Origin of the sequence: Blastococcus capsensis (genome assembly GCF_030165005.1) — a bacterium.
Classification (GTDB): domain Bacteria; phylum Actinomycetota; class Actinomycetes; order Mycobacteriales; family Geodermatophilaceae; genus Blastococcus; species Blastococcus capsensis.
On the sequence record NZ_JASNNW010000011.1, the window covers coordinates 98,291 to 114,882 of the forward strand.

Annotated in this window: 15 protein-coding genes; 3 read left to right on the forward strand and 12 right to left on the reverse strand. The window is 72.4% G+C overall.

The window, feature by feature from the left end; genetic code table 11:
- Positions 1–245 precede the first annotated feature (245 nt).
- The gene (locus tag QOZ86_RS11350) at positions 246–1,433 is read left to right on the forward strand and encodes a glycosyltransferase (protein ID WP_284492071.1); all 1,188 of its coding nucleotides are present in this window, start codon (positions 246–248) and stop codon (positions 1,431–1,433) included.
- 67 nt (positions 1,434–1,500) lie between these two features.
- On the opposite strand, the gene QOZ86_RS11355 is transcribed toward QOZ86_RS11350, so the two are convergent.
- The 6 genes from QOZ86_RS11355 to QOZ86_RS11380 form a co-directional block, all read right to left on the reverse strand.
- A complete protein-coding gene (locus QOZ86_RS11355) occupies positions 1,501–2,373 on the reverse strand; it encodes a sulfotransferase family protein (RefSeq protein WP_284492072.1) in 873 nt (290 codons plus the stop codon).
- A gap of 20 nt (positions 2,374–2,393) precedes the next feature.
- Positions 2,394–3,875, reverse strand: coding sequence for a flippase (locus QOZ86_RS11360; RefSeq protein ID WP_284492073.1), 1,482 nt, complete (start codon positions 3,873–3,875; stop codon positions 2,394–2,396).
- Positions 3,865–5,130: an O-antigen ligase family protein gene (locus tag QOZ86_RS11365; RefSeq protein WP_284492074.1), complete on the reverse strand. Its 1,266-nt coding sequence runs from the start codon at positions 5,128–5,130 to the stop codon at positions 3,865–3,867. The genes QOZ86_RS11360 and QOZ86_RS11365 overlap by 11 nt, the downstream gene beginning before the upstream one ends.
- Before the next feature lie 176 nt (positions 5,131–5,306).
- On the reverse strand, positions 5,307–6,629 hold the full coding sequence (locus tag QOZ86_RS11370) for a hypothetical protein (RefSeq protein WP_284492075.1): 1,323 nt from the start codon (positions 6,627–6,629) through the stop codon (positions 5,307–5,309).
- A 143-nt stretch (positions 6,630–6,772) separates the two neighbouring features.
- Positions 6,773–8,278, reverse strand: coding sequence for a sugar transferase (locus tag QOZ86_RS11375; protein WP_284492076.1), 1,506 nt, complete (start codon positions 8,276–8,278; stop codon positions 6,773–6,775).
- 146 nt (positions 8,279–8,424) lie between these two features.
- Positions 8,425–9,363 carry an NAD-dependent epimerase/dehydratase family protein gene (locus QOZ86_RS11380; RefSeq protein WP_284492077.1) on the reverse strand — a complete coding sequence of 313 codons (939 nt, stop codon included), beginning with the start codon at positions 9,361–9,363 and terminating at the stop codon, positions 8,425–8,427.
- 462 nt (positions 9,364–9,825) lie between these two features.
- On the opposite strand from QOZ86_RS11380, the gene QOZ86_RS11385 reads away from it, so the two are divergent.
- On the forward strand, positions 9,826–10,827 hold the full coding sequence (locus QOZ86_RS11385) for a sulfite exporter TauE/SafE family protein (protein WP_284492078.1): 1,002 nt from the start codon (positions 9,826–9,828) through the stop codon (positions 10,825–10,827).
- A 51-nt stretch (positions 10,828–10,878) separates the two neighbouring features.
- Here the strand turns inward: QOZ86_RS11385 and QOZ86_RS11390 are convergent, their stop codons facing one another.
- From QOZ86_RS11390 to QOZ86_RS11415, 6 genes are all read right to left on the reverse strand, one after another.
- Positions 10,879–11,187 carry a hypothetical protein gene (locus QOZ86_RS11390; protein WP_284492079.1) on the reverse strand — a complete coding sequence of 103 codons (309 nt, stop codon included), beginning with the start codon at positions 11,185–11,187 and terminating at the stop codon, positions 10,879–10,881.
- A gap of 207 nt (positions 11,188–11,394) precedes the next feature.
- A complete protein-coding gene (locus tag QOZ86_RS11395; protein WP_284492080.1) occupies positions 11,395–12,636 on the reverse strand; it encodes a sulfate adenylyltransferase subunit 1 in 1,242 nt (413 codons plus the stop codon).
- On the reverse strand, positions 12,636–13,550 hold the full coding sequence (cysD, locus tag QOZ86_RS11400) for a sulfate adenylyltransferase subunit CysD (protein WP_284492081.1): 915 nt from the start codon (positions 13,548–13,550) through the stop codon (positions 12,636–12,638). Before cysD ends, QOZ86_RS11395 begins: the two co-directional genes overlap by 1 nt.
- Positions 13,547–14,338: a 3'(2'),5'-bisphosphate nucleotidase CysQ gene (locus QOZ86_RS11405; protein WP_284492082.1), complete on the reverse strand. Its 792-nt coding sequence runs from the start codon at positions 14,336–14,338 to the stop codon at positions 13,547–13,549. Before QOZ86_RS11405 ends, cysD begins: the two co-directional genes overlap by 4 nt.
- Before the next feature lie 500 nt (positions 14,339–14,838).
- Entirely contained in the window at positions 14,839–15,726 is an 888-nt protein-coding gene (locus QOZ86_RS11410) for a hypothetical protein (protein ID WP_284492083.1), read from the reverse strand.
- Between the two features lie 180 nt (positions 15,727–15,906).
- Positions 15,907–16,098 carry a hypothetical protein gene (locus QOZ86_RS11415; protein ID WP_284492084.1) on the reverse strand — a complete coding sequence of 64 codons (192 nt, stop codon included), beginning with the start codon at positions 16,096–16,098 and terminating at the stop codon, positions 15,907–15,909.
- A 173-nt stretch (positions 16,099–16,271) separates the two neighbouring features.
- Here QOZ86_RS11415 and QOZ86_RS11420 point away from each other — a divergent pair, with 173 nt between their 5' ends.
- Positions 16,272–16,574, forward strand: coding sequence for a hypothetical protein (locus QOZ86_RS11420; protein ID WP_284492085.1), 303 nt, complete (start codon positions 16,272–16,274; stop codon positions 16,572–16,574).
- Positions 16,575–16,592 lie beyond the last annotated feature (18 nt).

The window sequence follows — 16,592 nt, forward strand, 5'->3', positions numbered from 1 at the left end:
GTGGGCAACGTGCGTGACGCGCGCACCACGCCGGAATGCTTTCCGCCCTGAGACGTAGCGCACACGGCAGCTTCCCGCGCCGGGCAGCTGTCACCCGCTCGGGCCAGTCGTGGCTGCGCGACCGACGTCCACCGGTCGCCGTCCCGCAGAATGGGCCGCCGTACGACGCAACGGACGGCGGATCCTCGCCGTCGGTCTCCGCACCGAGCAGACGGGGCACCACCGTCCCGCAGGAAGGCACACCCGTGGACCAGGCAGCACCCGTATCCGGCGAGGACGGCGCGGCGCCGCGAATCCTGCACGTGGTCACGCGGTACCAGCGCGGCGGATCCGAACGCCGGGTGCAGGACATCGTCCGGGCGCTGCCGGAGGCACGGCACGAGTTGCTCGTCGGTGCCGACTCCGACGTCGATCTCGCACTCCGACAGACGGGCGCCGACGGGGTCGAGACGCTGCCCCACCTGGTGCGCCAGGTGTCGCCGCTGGACGACGTCCGGGCGCTCGTCACGCTGTGGCGCCGGCTGCGCAGCGGCCGGTACGCGGCCGTCGTCACCCACCAGTCCAAGGCGGGCGTGCTCGCCCGCGCGGCCGCGGCCGCGGCAGGCCGGCCGTCCGTCCACTCGCTGTCCATGGCCAGCTTCGGCCCCGGGTACGGCCGGCTCGAGAACACCCTCTTCACCCGGATCGAGCGCCTGCTCGGCAGACGGACCGCCGCCTTCTGCGTGGTCGGCGACGATCTGGCGCAGCGCTTCGCGGCCCTGGGCGTCCCTGCCGGCCGGCTGCACACGGTGCGATCGGGCGTGCCCCTGCCCGAGAGCCTCCGCCCCCGGCAGGAGGCGCGGGCGCTGCTCGACCAGCGCCACGGCACGGTGCCCGGCAGACCGCTGATCTGCTACGTCGGCAGCCTGGAGCCCCGGAAGAACCCACTGCTGCTGGCCCGGTTGCTGCGCCGGCTGCACGACGACCTGGCCGACCCGCCGGACCTGCTCGTACTCGGCGATGGGCCGCAGCGGCAGCCGCTGCTCGACGAGCTCCGGCAACTCGGCCTGGAGGAGCACGCCGTTCTCACCGGTCACCTGACCGACCCGGGGCAGGTGCACGACGCCATCCGCGGCGCGGACGCCGTCGTCCTGCTCAGCGAGGCGGAGGGGCTGCCGCAGGTGCTCGTGCAGGCGGCGGCCTGCGGCACGCCGTTCGTGGCCTTCGACGTCGAAGGCGTGCGCGAGCTCGTCTCCCTCGGCGCGGCAGGCGTCGCCGTGCCACTCGGCCGCTTGGACGAGGTCGCCGAGGCCCTGGCCGAGGTGTTGGCCGGCGGCGCCGCCGAGGAACCGTCCGCGGACCTGTCCAGCTGGTCGGCGCACGCGATCACCAGCGGCTACCGGGACGTCCTCCAGCGGGTGCTCGTCACGGCCGGCGGCCGGCGCCGCGGCTGATCCCTTCCGGTCGCCGGACGTGCACGGCGACCGGAAGGGATGTGAGCGCGGCGAGGGCGATGGCCGCTCAGCCGATGCCCCACCCGTCGAAGCCCGGGGACATGTACGGGCGCAGCCGCGCGACATCGTCCCGCAGCAGCTCGGCGAGCCGGGCCCGCAGCTCCGGCGTGATCACCGTGTCCGCGGACGCCGTGCCCGACGCGGCCGAGCCGGCCCCCGATGATGCTGCGCGGCGCTCCAACATCGAGTCCACGACCTCCTTGGCGCGCTTGGCCTGGGGCACGTGCCGCTTGAGGAAGCGGCGGGCCGACCAGACGATCGGCGGGTAGGACCGGCGCTGCGAGGTCTTGTAGAACTCCGTCTCGAGAGCCGGCGGGCTCAGCGACGGGTCGACGCCCAGGAACTCGTAGACCTCCCGGACCGTCACCGCGCGGTCGTGGCGGAGGCCTTCGGAGGTGACCACGAGCAGCTGCTCGCGCGGGAAGTGGGCCGCGTACCGCTCGAGCTGCATCGCGTACTGGCTGTAGGCCAGGTAGATCGGGTTCTCCAGCAGCGCGATCTCCGGCGGCGCGGTCTCGGCGCCCAGTGCCACCCGGTGCTCGTAGTGCGAGCGCATCCGCACGATGGGGTCGCGGACGAGGTAGACCAGCCGCACGTCGGGCAGCGCAGCGGCGATCCGCTCGGGGACGCCGTCGTACTGCGGGTACTTCGTGTACAGGGTCGAGGCCTCGCCACGGGCGACGGCGTCACCGGCGCCGTGGAACTGCTGCCGGTACCAGTCCATCCCGCGCGACCAGTTGCCGCCCTCCGCGAAGAAGTCCAGCTCCTTGATCTTCGGCATGAAGATCTGCTCGTGGTTGCGCAGGTAGTGGTAGAGGCTGGTGGTGCCTGCCTTCATCGCACCGATGACGATGAACGTCGGCAGGTCCCGCGGAGTCACGTCCGCCGCGTCGCCGGGCCTCATCGGGCCGGCCGCACGAGCGCTGCGAGCACCCGGGCCGGACGGCGCCGGTCACCGGACGCCTTGACCAGAGCGACGGCGGCCACCGCCAGGGCGTAGGCGACGATGCCGGCCGCCGCGGAGACCAGCACGTGCTGCTCCCGGGTCAGGAGGATCACCGCAGCCATCGGCAGGGTTCCCACCACGGGCCAGAGCTGGGAACGCAGCAGCTCCGAGCGGCCGGCGGCCCGGCGGAGGAGGACGGCGTAGGCGACGAGGAGCCCCGTCTCGCAGATCACTGTGGTCATGGCAGCTCCAAGGTAGGAGAAACGGGGGATGAAGTAGAGGTTGAGCGCGACGTTGAGCCCGGCCGCCACGGCCACCGCGATGGTCCGGGGGGTCTGGTTGTCGGTGGCGGCGAGGGAGAGGCTGAAGGTGTTGCCGAGCATCCGTACCGGAATCACGGTCACGAGCAGCTGGTAGGTCAGCACGGCGGGCAGGAACTCGGGCCCGTACAGGAAGTCGATCGTCCGGGGCGCGAGCAGCAGAGAGGCCGCGGCGATCGGGATGCCGATGAAGGCGATCGCCCGCAGGGAGACGTCCCGTAGCCGGCGGAACCCGTCCTTGTCGCCCGGCCAGGCCCGGCCCATGCGCGGGTAGAGCGCGCGATTGATGCTGCGGGCGAGGACGTTGAAGTACAGGACCAGGTTCGTCGCCGCCTGGTACAGGCCGACCGCCACCGGCCCCTTGAACACCCCGAGCATCACCGCGTCGAACCGCGCGTAGGTCAGCGTCAGGGTGTCGCTGATCGCGAAGGGGGTGCACTGCCGGACCATCGGCCGCAGGCCACCGCGCGCCACGCGGGGCAGCGGCAGGCCACCCAGGTGGCGCCCGACCAGGAGCCAGCCGACCAGGGCACCCACCGCGCGGGAGCCGGCGAAGACGCCTAGAACCCACAGCGGGCCGCCCCCCAGCGCAAGGGCGGCGGCGGCGCCGGCGAGGTAGGCCGTCTCCTGCAGCCCGGTGATCTTGGCTTCGACGTCCATTCGCTCCCAGGCCCAGAAGGCAGCGAACTGGACCCGTGCGATCCCGTCCAACGTCATTCCGGCCGCCGCGATCGCGATCGAGACGACGATGGTCCCGCTGGTCCCCACCGCCCATGCCCCGGCCGGCAGGAGGACGGCGAACGCCCCGCCGAACAGGACCGCGAGCAGGGTGCCGGCCTCGACCCAGCGCCGCCCGTCCTCGGCCCGGCGGGCGACCTCCCGGGCCAGCAGGCTCGGCACCCCGTAGTAGAACGGCAGCAGGGACGTCAGCGTGAGCGCGAACTGGACGACACCCAGGGCCCGCGGGCCACCGGCGCGGGCGAGCAGGACGACGACGCCCACCCCGGCGACCGCGCGGAAGACGAAACTGAGCAGCTGCCACTGCGAGTTCGAGACGACACCCTTCGCCGCGGGGCGGCTGTTCCTGGGCCCGTCGTCCAGCAGCTCAGCGGACACGCCGCTGGACCCGGACCAGCTCTGCGCCGGCCGGCGTGGTCGTCGCCGCGTCCCCGGCCGGGCCGGGGTCCGACCGGGACCGCGCCAGCAGGTGGACGGCGGCCAAGAGCGCGAACAGGGTCCACAGCCACCGGTAGTGCAGCACCTCGTGCGTCACCGCGGTGAGCGCGAAGGCAGCACAGGCCCCGACCAGCGCCGCGGGGACCGGAACGGCGGCCGCCACGGCCCGAGGCAGGGGCCGGCGGGTGATCCGTACGGCACGGGCGCCGACCGCGCCGATCAGCCCCATGAGCGCCAGCACGCCCAGCGGCCCCCGCTCGACGAGGGTGGCCAGGTAGTCGTTGTGCGCTTCCTTGACCGTCGTGGCAGCCGCGTCGCCCAGCGCGGCACGGGTGTTGGCCGGGCCGATGCCGAGGAGGTGCCCCTGCTGGAACAGCTCGAACTGCGACTGGAAGAGGTTGGTCCGTGCCTCCGCGCTCCGGGCGCCGCGCCCCACCGAGTAGCGGAGCAGAGGGTTGTCGCTCTGCTGCGCAGCCGTGATCAGCGGCTGAGCCACCTCCACCCAGCCGATGCCGAGGACGGCGATCACCATGGCGACGACCGCCGTCGCGGTGACGATCCCCCGGCGCGCGCGGAGGTGGAGGAACAGCGCGACGACGCTGCCACCGATGAGCGAGAGCAGGGCGGCGTTGGAACCGCTGGAGAGCATCGCCAGGACGAGGAGCAGGCATGCGCCGACCCGCAGCCACCACCGGCGTGGGACGCCGGAGGCCACGACCACGAAGACGGAGATCATGAAGTAGTTGCCGGCCATGTTGGGGTGGTCGAACAGCAGCCGCGCCCTCGTACCGCCGTCCCCGGTGGCCCCCGAGACGGCCGTCGTCCCGGTGACGACGGCGGCGATGAGCAGCACCGCCCACGCCGTGGCCGACAGGGCCCACGTGCGCAGCACCACGCCGAGCGCGCGCGGCGTTCGGCACATCGTCGCCAGCGCTGCGGCCCAGACCAGGAGGAACACCTCCTGGATGCCCGCGACCACCCCGCTGCCGGGGCCGGAACTCACCATGGCCGAGGCGAGGCCGACCACGATGAGCGCGGTCATCGGGATGACGTAGGGGATGCGCAGGGTCGCCTTGCTGCGCAGTGCCCAGAGGACGACGGCGAAGATGCCGAAGGCCATGAGCGCGTCGATCGGCGCCCCGTGCCCGGGTCCCTTCGGGGCGACCAGCGGGGTCAGGGCGACCGCGACCGCCACCGCGCCGAGCGCGAACCGGCCCGGCTCACCCGCGGACGCCGGGAGGCGCCGGCCCGCGCCGGACGACGCGGACGCGGAACTGCCCGCGGCGTGCCGGGGCGCGGAACTGCTCGCGGCGTGCCGGGGCGCACCGGACAGCAGGCCAGAGGCCCCCGATCGCTGGTCCATCATCGCCGCTAGGAGGAGGAGGCGGCGGCGGTCGGCGCAGGATCCTGCTCGACCGGCCGCCGGGCGGAGTCGCCCGGGACGCTGTCGCGCTGCTGCGGCGCTGCGCCCGCCGGACTGCCGTAGCCGATGACCCCGATCACGGGCTGCCGGGTGAGGGCCACGTGCCGCTCGAGGCTCGCCAGGGCGGGAGCCTGCACCTTCCGCGGCGCCACGACGACGATGCCGGTGCCCGGCTGGGTGAGCCGCGCCGGCAGGTGGGAGTCGTGCGGGCCGTCGAGCACCACGGGAACGATCTCCTTCCCGCTGCCCAGCTGCTCGCTGTCGGCGGCCAGGCCGCGCGCCAGGCCCCTGACGTCGATCTGCGGACCGACGGGGACGAGCTCGAAGGAGCGCACCCCGGCGCCGTCCGCCGCCAGGTTGACGTAGCTGGCGAGCCACTTGTCGGTCAACTCCTCGGGGCCCCGTGGCAGGCGCCGGACGTTCCCGAGCAGCTGGACGTCGAGGTGCCGGGCGAGCGCCGCGGGGCTCAGCGTGGGGCGGAACGCCTCGAGGGTCGCCGCCAGTGCCACGCCGAGGATCAGACCGAGCAGACCACCCACCGCCAGCCGGGCGGGCAGGCCGGTCGCGACGAGCGAGCCCTCCCCGGCAGAGGCGTCGACGACCTGCGGCCGGACCGACTCGGCGAGGCTCTGCGCGAGGTCCTGCCGCTGGGCCTGCGCGCGCCCCAGCTCCGTGACCGCCTGGTCGTGCCGGAGGGCGATCGCCGCGAGGCCGGTGCCGAGCGGCGCTCCGACGGCACGTGCCGCCGCCTCGGCCCGCGCGGCCGCGTCGGCCTCGGCCTCGATGGCCCGCACGGTCTCGGTGAGGGCCGCGATCCGCTCATCGGTCTCCGCGAGCAGCGCCTGCGTGTTGCCGAAGACGGCGTCCTCACGCCGCTCGACGATCTCGGTGGCGAGCGCGTTCGCGATCTCCGCCGAAGCCTGCGGGTCCGCATCGGTCACCGAGAGCTCGAGCACGCCGGAGCTGCCGACCGGGTCGACGCGGACGTTGCCGGCGACCGCGGACGGCTCCCGGTCCACGCCGGCCTGCTGGAGCGCCTCGGCGATCGCCTCCGGGCTCGTGGCCACGGCGAGGGCCGTGTCGGCCAGCGCGTTCGCCTCCTGACCGTCCCGGGCGTCCGCGGACCCGATCACCAGGCGCGCGCTGGCGGCGTACGCGTCGTCGTCCAACCGCGACAGCAGCAGGGGGATGCTGATGCCGACGATGACCGTCACGAGGATCAGCACCCAGTGGTACTTGAAAATGCGCTGGGCCGCTTCGTTCAGATCCACTGTCGTCATTCCTGTCACGTAGAGCCCTGCCGTTCGGAGCCGGGCATTGCATTGTCCATGGGGAGGGCGCGTCCCGTCGACGGCGCTCACCCGCCTGGGTCAGCTCCCGGCGTGCGTTCCTCCACGTGTTGAGCCGGACCGGTCTACCGGCCTGCCGCTCCGAGCACCTGCCCGACGGTCCTCAGCAGGATCTTGACGTCGCCCCACATCGACCAGTTCTCGATGTAGGCGTTGTCGAAGCGTGCGCGATCGGCGATCGAGGTGTCGCCCCGCAACCCGTGGACCTGGGCCCAGCCGGTCAGGCCGGCCGGGACCCGGTGCCGAGCGGTGTACCAGGGGATCTGCCGGGTGAACTCGTCGACGAAGAACGGCCGCTCGGGACGCGGCCCCACCAGGCTCATGTCGCCGCGCAGCACGTTCCACAGCTGGGGCAGCTCGTCCAGCGAGGTGCGCCGCAGGAACCTCCCCACCGGGCGGAGCCGGCCGTCCTCGGCGATGTTCCACCGGACGGCGGACTCGCTGGTGACCGCAGGCCGGAGGGAGCAGAACTTGTAGAGATTGAAGGGCCGGCCGTCGAGACCGATCCGCTCCTGGCGGAAGAGGGCCGAGCCGGTCTCCCAGCGGGCGAGCGCCGCGCAGACGGCGAGAACCGGTGCCACCATCAGCAGCGCGACGCCGGAGACCACCGCGTCGAAGACCCGCTTACCCGTCCAGGCGCGGGTCCGGAACGGGGCGCGGCGCAGGCGCACCAGGGGGACGCCCCAGAGGACCTCGGTCTCCCGCGTCACCGAGTGCAGCTCGTAGAGCCGGGGCACGAAGTAGATCTCGCAGGCCAGCCGGTCGCAGGCCCGCAGGACGCTGACCATGGAGGGCTCGCGCAGCGATCCGTAGGTGACGATGACCATGTCGATCTGGTGCTGGACGATCACCCGACTGAGGTCGTCGTAGCCGCCCAGCACGGGCACCGGCCGCTCGTCGTCGGGGAGCATGGGGTCGTCGTCGAGCATGCCCTCGGGCTGCAGCCCGTACTCCGGGTGCGCCAGCAGGTTGGCCGTCAGCGAGCCGGCGAGCGTCCCGGCGCCGAGCACGAGTGCGCGCTGGCGCAACCGATGACGGCGGCGCGCCGCCCGGAAGACGCCGTACGCGACCGTCCGCAGGGCGAGGGACAGGCCGGCGAAGACGATCGCCATGACGAGGCGGGTCGTCCCGGCCACCCCGTCGGGCAGCCCGCCCAGGACCATGGCGAGCGCACCGACCGCCAGTGACCGCCCGACGATGGTGGGCACGTCATCGAGGACCGACAGGGACAGCCGCGACCGGTAGAGGTCTCCCTGGTGGAACAGCACGAGGACGAAGGCCAGCACGAGCAGCGACTTGAGGTCTGCGTTGCGGGTCAGGAGCGCGGCGACCGCGAACGCCGTGACGTCGCACGCCACGAGCACGGCAGAGGGGGTGCGGCGCCGCTCCGTGAACGTCTTGCGGGGCACGGCGCTCCGGGCGTGCCGCCGCTGCCCAGAGGCCGTCGGCTCGGCTGCGCCGGCCGGGGAGGCAGGCGCGTCGTCCAGCGCACCGGACCGCGTCCGCGACGGGGGAAGCGTGGCCGGCTGCACGGTGACGGGCGTGACGTCGCTGCCCAGGTCGGCGGTCATCGGGTGCCCGCCACGTGCACGGGCGCCCACCGGGCCCGGCCACCGGCCTGCTCGGCCCGGCCGGTCACCTGTGACGCGACCGCTCCCTCCGACTCCTCGGAACACCTCATCTCAGGCTCCCCACCCTTCCGCGCTGGTCATCCATGTCACACCGAGATCGCAGGGCGCCCCGCCTCCACCATCCGTGCCAGTCCATCGCTCAGACCCACCTTCGGGACGTAGCCGAAGCCCTCGGACGCCGTCTGCGTGTCGGCGGCCGTGTCGCGCACGTCCCCTCGCATCTTCGGAAGCCGGTGGACGTTCGGTTCACCGGCGAGCCCCGTGATGATGTCGATCACCTCGTTCATCGAGGTCCGGCTGCCGCCGCCGATGTTCGCGACGCCGGTGAAGTCCGACAGCGCCGCGGCCCGCATCGCGCTCACCACGTCACCGACGTAGGTGAAGTCCCGGGTCTGCCCACCGTCGCCGTACAGCTCGAACACGTCGCCGTGCAGCGCCGAGGTGACGAGTCGCGAGAACGCCATGTCGGGGCGCTGACGCGGGCCGTAGACGGTGAAGAGCCGCAGCGACACGGCCGGCACCCCGAAGCCCTTCCGGTACAGCTCGCAGAGGTGCTCGGCGGCGAGCTTGGTGACGCCGTAGGGCGAGACGGGCTGGGGCCGCAGCGTCTCCGCGGTCGGGTAGGACTCGGCGTCCCCGTAGACGCTGGAGCTCGAGGCGTAGACGAGCTTGGTCAGCGGCAGCTCCCGGGCGGCCTCGAGGACCGCCTGCGTCGCCAGCACGTTCCGCGAGGTGTACGTCGCGAACTCCGCGCCCCAGGACGGGCGCACACCTGGCTGACCGGCGAGGTGGAACACCACGTCGGCGCCCTCGAACAGGTCGGGCAGCCGGGTTCCGAGGAGGTCCTCACGGCGCAGGGTGAAGCGATCGTGCTCCAGGGCGCTCCGCAGATTGCTCTCCTTGAGCCCCGTGTCGTAGTAGTCGGTGAACGAATCGATGCCGACCACCTCGTCACCGTGCGCGAGGAGCAACTCCGACAGATGTGATCCGACGAAGCCGGCGGCACCGGTCACCACGCACTTCATGAATTCCCCTCGCGTTGCCGCTGATCCCCGTGTCGTTCAGCCACTGATCGGCCCAATGCAGGTAACCACACCGCTCCTAGGGAGTCGACCCAGGCGACCCTGCGTCGCAACTCACCGTGAGCACCGCGGAAGCGTCGAAGGTGCTGGTCAGCGGCTCACGGATGGCAGAACTCCGGCGTGTCCACACTGCGGAGGCCATGAACGACTCCGTTGAGTCACCACGAGCAGAGCGTTGAGAAACCACCGGAAGGATGAGTGATGTGCAACCCGATCGCTCGCTGACCGGGTTCTGCGCGACACTTTGCGAAGGTGGCCGGTCTTCGCCGGACGCGCACCACGCCCGGACCGGACCGGACGGGCCCTATCGTCACAGCGCGGCCTGGTCCCGGCGCGGTCGCGGAGGCGACCACGTCGGCGCCGGTGCGGCGCCGGTGGCGAATCGTAGATCGGGCGGGAGGCTTCATGGAGTGGTGGGATCCGGCGATCGCCGTGGCCGGCCTGCTGGTCGGCCTCGTCGTCGGCCTGACGGGCATGGGCGGCGGCGCACTGATGACGCCGATCCTCGTCTTCTTCTTCGGGGTCCCTCCCCTGGCCGCCGTCTCCAGCGACGTCGTCGCGAGCTTCTTCATGAAGCCCATCGGAGGGCTGGTGCACCTCCGGCGGGGCACCGTGCACCTCGGCCTGGTCAAGTGGTTGTGCGTGGGATCGGTGCCCGGCGCGTTCTCCGGGGTGCTGCTCCTGCGGCAGATCGGGGACGGCGCCGACCTGCAACGCACCCTGCTGTTCACGCTCGGCTTCATCCTCGTGCTGGCCTCGCTCGCCATGGGTGCCAAGGCCTACCTGAAGCTGAGGGAACGCGAGCGGCGACGCCGCCGGGGCGACGCGGATGAGCCGGAGCCTTCGTTGTCGTCGATCCCGCCGCGCCGCCTGGCCACCGCACTGGTCGGGGCCGGAGGCGGCATGGTGGTCGGGATGACCTCCGTGGGCGCGGGCTCGCTCATGATCGTCTTCCTGCTGCTGCTCTACCCGACGATCCGGGTCGGTCAGCTCGTGGGAACCGACCTCGTCCAGGCCGTTCCCCTGGTCGCCTCGGCCTCACTCGGGCACCTGCTCTTCGGTGACTTCGCCCTCGGGCTCACCGGCAGCATCCTCGTGGGCGCGATCCCGGGAGTGTGGATCGGCGCGCGGGTGTCCTCCCGCTCCCCGGGTAGCCTCGTCCGCCGGGCGCTGGCAGTGATCATGCTGGCCTCGGGCGCCAAGCTGCTCGGCGCGTCGACCGCTCTGGTGTTGATCATCACCGCCGCCGCACTCGTCGTCGGCGCGGGGACGTGGGCATGGTTGCGGGTCCGTCACGGCGAGGCGCCCCTTGTCTGGCAGCAGCGCCGCCGGGCACTCCAGAGCGCCGCCCTGGCCCCTTCCGGCGCGGACCGGCCCGACCCGCCCGGCACCAGCGGCGGCGGGTGACCGGCAGGGCCGGCTCGTCCGGTCCTCCACCGGACCGGCGGGCGCGGCGGTTCAGTCCGCGAACGGCACGGCCAGCGGTTCAGCCAACCGGCACCGCAACCGGAGCGCGAGGTTCTGGGCACGGTCGAGCGCCCGGGTGTCGAAGAAGCTGATCTCCATCATGCGATCTGCCAGCGGCATCACGCGTGAGTCGATCAACGGGAGCGGGCTGCCGTCCGCGGCCTCGAGGCGGTAAGCCTGGCGGACGCCCGCGTGGACGTCCCCGGTCAGCCATGGCCACGAGAGGTGGAAGCTCACGCTCTCCAGCCACTCGGTCACCAGGAGCAGGTGTACCGGCAGCCCGGCGGGGGACCGCACCACGATGTGCGGGGTCGTGACCCGACGGACGTATCCGGCGTCCGTAGGCCACCCCGACGACGGGCCGCTCAGCTCGTCCATCGGCACGCCCGAGAGACCGGCGGGGACACAGGCGTCTCCTTGTTCGAGGGGGTGGAGCCGTCCGTCGACCGCGCGATGATGCATCGGGACCTGCGCGGCGCGGAAGACCAGCAACGAGAGTGATCGCGACTAGAGCACCATCCCGGCGCCGACCGTGGCATTGGTGGACTCGTCGACGAGGATGAAGCTGCCGGTCGTGCGGTTGACTCGGTACGGGTCGGTGAACAGCGGTGCGGTGACCCGCAGTTGCAGTCGGCCGATCTCGTTGAGGGCCAGGGTCGGGGCCGACTCGTCGCGGTGCAGCGTGTTGATGTCGAGCCGGTAGCGCAGGTCCTTGACCATCGTCCGGGCCGGCCGGGTGGTGTGCTTGATCGCGTACTTGCCGCCGGGCCGCATCGGCTCGTCGCCCATCCAGCAGACCATCGCCTCGAGGTCCTGGGAGACCGTCGGCTGGTTGTGCGGCCGGCAGATCATGTCCCCACGGGAGATGTCGATGTCGTCCTCGAGGCGGATCGTCACCGACATCGGCGGGAACGCCTCGGCCACCGGCCCGTCCATGGTCTCGATGGCGGCGATGCGCGAGGGCAGCCCCGAGGGCAGGACGACGACGTCGTCCCCCGGCTTGAGGATGCCGCCGGCCACCTGGCCGGCGTAGCCCCGGTAGTCGGGATGGTCGCTGGAGAACGGGCGGATCACGTACTGGACGGGGAAGCGCGCGTCGATGAGATTGCGGTCGGAGGCGATGTGCAGCTCCTCCAGGTGGTGGAGCAGCGAGGCACCCTCGTACCAGGGCATGTTCGCCGAGCGGCTGACGATGTTGTCGCCGGCGAGCGCGGACACCGGGATGACGGCGAGGTCGCCGACGTCCAGCTTCGCGGCGAAGTTGCGGAACTCGTCGGCGATCGCGTCGAAGACGCCCTCGTCGTAGTCGACGAGATCCATCTTGTTGACGCAGAGCACCAGGTGCGGAACCCGCAGGAGGCTGGCCAGGAACGCGTGCCGGCGGCTCTGCTCCAGCAGACCCTTGCGGGCGTCGACCAGGATCAGCGCGGCGTTCGCCGTGGAAGCGCCGGTGACCATGTTCCGGGTGTACTGGATGTGCCCCGGGGTGTCGGCGACGATGAACTTCCGCCGGGGTGTGGCGAAGTACCGGTAGGCGACGTCGATGGTGATGCCCTGCTCGCGCTCGGCGCGCAGGCCGTCGGTGAGCAGCGCCAGGTTGGTGTACTCGTCACCGCGCTGCTGGCTGGTGCGCTCCACCGCCTGGAGCTGGTCGGAGAAGATCGACTTGGTGTCGTAGAGGAGCCGGCCGATGAGCGTCGACTTCCCGTCGTCCACCGACCCGGCGGTGGCGACCCGCAGCATCTCCATCAGAAGTACCCCTCACGCTTGCGGTCTTCCATCGCGGCCTCGCTGGCCCGGTCGTCGGCGCGGGTGGCGCCGCGCTCGGTGAGCCGCGTGGCGGCGACCTCCTCGATGATGTCGTCGACCGTGCTCGCGGCGGACTCCACCGCACCGGTGCAGGTGACGTCGCCGACCGTGCGGTAGCGCACGGTCGCCTCGAACGGCTGCTCGCCCTCGAGCAGCGGTACGTGCTCGTTGGGCCACAGCAGCATGCCGTCGCGCTCGACGACGGTCCGCTCGTGGCTGAAGTAGATCGACGGCAGCTCGATGCCCTCGCGCTCGATGTACTGCCAGATGTCGAGCTCGGTCCAGTTGGACAGCGGGAACACGCGGATGTGCTCACCGCGGTGCCGGCGGCCGTTGTAGAGCGACCACAGCTCCGGCCGCTGGTTCTTCGGGTCCCACTGGCCGAACTCGTCGCGGAAGGAGAACACCCGCTCCTTGGCGCGGGCCTTCTCCTCGTCGCGCCGGGCGCCACCGAACGCGGCGTCGAAGTCGTGCTCCTCGATGCCGTCGAGCAGGGCGACGGTCTGCAGCGGGTTCCGGCTGGCCCGCGGGCCGGTCTGCTCCCTGACCCGACCCTTGTCGATGGCCTCCTGCACGGAGGCGACCAGCAGCTTGACGCCGGTCTCGGCGACGCGGCGGTCGCGGTACTCCATCACCTCGGGGAAGTTGTGCCCGGTGTCGACGTGCATCACCGGGAACGGCACCTTCGCCGGCCAGAAGGCCTTGGTGGCCAGGTGCAGCATGACGATGGAGTCCTTGCCGCCGGAGAACAGCAGCACGGGACGCTCGAACTCCGCGGCCACCTCCCGGAAGATGTGCACCGCCTCGGCCTCGAGGGCGTCGAGGTGGGTCAGCTCGTAGTGCGCGGTGGTCATGCGTGGACTCCCCCGTGGTTCGGTCGGGACGGCGCTGCGGCCGAGGGCAGCTCGGCCAGCGCGGCCAGGAGCCGGTCGGCTACCTCGGGGCGGCAGACCAGCAGGTCGGGCAGCCACGGATCGGGCTGGTTGTAGCGCAGCGGTGAGCCGTCGAGGCGGCTGGTGTTCAGGCCCGCGGCCCGCGCGACGGCGACGGGCGCAGCGGAATCCCACTCGTACTGACCGCCGCCGTGCACGTAGGCGTCGGCCTGACCGCGGACGACCGCCATGGCCTTCACCCCCGCCGACCCCATCGGGACTAGCTCGCCCCCGAGCCCGGCGGCCAGATCCTGCACGAGAGCAGGAGGACGGCTGCGGCTGACGGCGAGCCGGATGGGTCCGTCGACCGCCTCGGGGCGGGGCGGGCGCACCTCCGTGCTCAGGGTGAGCCCCTCGGCGGGGATCGCGACAGCGCCGGCGGTCAGGTCGCCGCGCTCCCACAGCGCCACGTGCACCGCCCAGTCGCTGCGGTCGAGCTCGGAGAACTCACGGGTTCCGTCGAGCGGGTCGACGATCCACACCCGGTCGGCGCTCAGGCGGGCGGCATCGTCGGCGCCCTCCTCGGAGAGGACGGCGTCCCCGGGGCACAGCTCCCGCAGCCTGTCCAGCAGGAAGCGGTGGGACTCGGCGTCGCCGGCGGCCTTGCGGGCAGCGGCGTCCGGCACCTGCCTGCTCCGGACCTGCAGCAAGAGCTCTCCGGCCGACGTCGCCAGGTCGGCGGCGATGGCGTGATCGTTCCCCGTGGTCATCCTCTTCCGTTCGGTCGTCGGTGCCGTTCACCGGAGGCGGACCGCTGACGGGCACCGCCTCCAGGACGAGCGCCCGTGCCGCCGGAGGCGTGCGGTCAGGGCTGGGAACGCGTGTCGATATCGCAGTGTGCGCAACCGGCGCTGCGAACGCGACCCCGTGAGCCGAGATCGGCCCCGGTTTCACCCGTCTGCGCCCATCCTCCGGGAAGCACGGCAGTTCTGGAGCAGGGCGGCGTGCGCCGAGTACGGGCGCCGGCCGCTGCTCGACACGACCCGAATCGTCAGCGCTTGTTCAGTCAGAGTTGCCCTGGATGCGGGGATCCGGTGGCCCCGGAGCGCTAGACAGCATCCATGACCTGGTCTCTCACACTGGGAACTGCCTATCTGCTCGCCGGCGCCGTGATCGCGCTGGCCCTCGGCGGCGCCATCCGGTCGGCCGAGGAGTCCGGCGATCAGGCGCCGGCCGACGTCCCCCGGTCAGGTGGTGCCTGGGATGGGGGTCAGGCCTGGGTCGTGCCGTCGACGCCGCGCCCGGGCAGCAGCTCGGGCAGGTCGAGGGTGTGCGCATCGCCGGATCGGCGCATCGCCCAGTCGGCCGGGAGCACCAGGCGTGGCGCAACGCCGACCAGGACCGCCATCAGGAACGCGACACCGGCCAGTGCTTCGCCGGACTCCTCGAGGAAGGTGGCCGTCACGCGCCAGTCGCCGGCTACGGAGGAGACCGCCGACAGCGCCACGGAGGCTCCGGCGTAGAGCGCGAGCGTGCCGACCACGCGGCGCCGGTCGCGGCGCTCGTGCCGGCTGAGGAACCACAGGCTGCCGACGACGGCGATGGCGGCCAGTGCGCTGGCCACAGTGGCGACCGGGTAGCCGACGGCACCCTCCAGGGCGTTCAACGCCCGGTTGTGCACGCTTCCCCCGGCCTTGACGGCCGCGATGCCACCGGCGATGAGGGCGACGGCGAGCCACCAGGTGCGTCGACCGGGGATGCGCCCGGCTCCGGCGACCGCGGCGAGCGCTGCCGCGGCGAAGAGCCCGGCCACGAAGAGCCGGGGCAGGGATGAGGCGGCGTCCATCGACAGCAGCTGGGCGGCCGGACCGGTGGCGCCGGCCAGCCGGAGGGCGTAGCCGGTGGTCATGAGGCCGACGGCGAGCCCGGCGAGGACGATGCCGACCGGGGGCAGCGGCACGGCGCGCCGCCGGGCGCGGCGGGCAGCGGGCGGGGCGGCGGCGACGAAGGTGGGCGGCAGGTCCGCGGTGGTCAGCGTGGGATAGCTGGCGGCGGTGCCGCGTTCGCCCAACCGGATGCCGCGGCCGATGACGACGGCGAGCAGGGTCGCGAGGACCAGCCAGACGACCAGTCCACCGACGATCCAGAGCCACAGCACGACGAGATCATCGGCAGGTGCGGCCCGGAACCTGACCGTTCCGTCCCCTTTTCGGCGCGCGTCGTGACGGGTGGGTCAGCTGAGTTCGCTGAGGTAGGCCCGGAGGGCCTCCCGCCACTCCCGGGGGGCCGAGGATCAGCTCGAGCACCTCGCGGTCGTTCTTCTCGCCGTCCGCGCCGATCAGGTACGTCTCGCCGGAGCGGCCACGGCCGAGGACGGCGTGCACGGCGGAGCGTGGTCGTCGACGTGGGTCCGGTCGCGCATCTCCCCCTTGCCGTAGAGCTCGGTGCGCAGCCCGGAGAGCACGTTGGTGATCTGCCCGGTAGGTCCCCGCCGGCGGCGGTCCGCGCATCGCGGTCCGAGTGCGGCCATCGAGGCGGCGTGTACCGCGCCGAGACAGCAGACCCAGCGATGACGATCCAGGAACCCCCGGTTTCCTCCCTTGCGAGCAGGGAACCAACGGGAAGGCGACGAACACCTCGAGAGTCGCGCTTCCCGCGTCGGGATCCTCGTGAACGCCGGCTCCACGCCGGGAGGTGACGATCATGACCTGGTTGGTGATCGGTGGATTCGCGTGGTTCGTCGTGGCCCTCACCATCGCGGTGGGGATCGGTCGCAGCATCAGGCTGGCAGACGAGCGGGACCGGGCCAGCAGGCTGCACGTCGAGGTGGACCGGTACCTGCGGAGCCGGGTGATGCGCCGGCAACTCGTCTCGGCCGTCCCGCCCTCCCGGGCGGCTGCAGGAGCGGGACGTCGGATCGTTGCGGATTCCCTGCACGCCGGCACCCGGAGGTGGAACACATCGCCCCGTGACCACCGGCTCGAGGGCTACCGGAGCGACTGGTAGCGCCTCACCAGCCTCGGC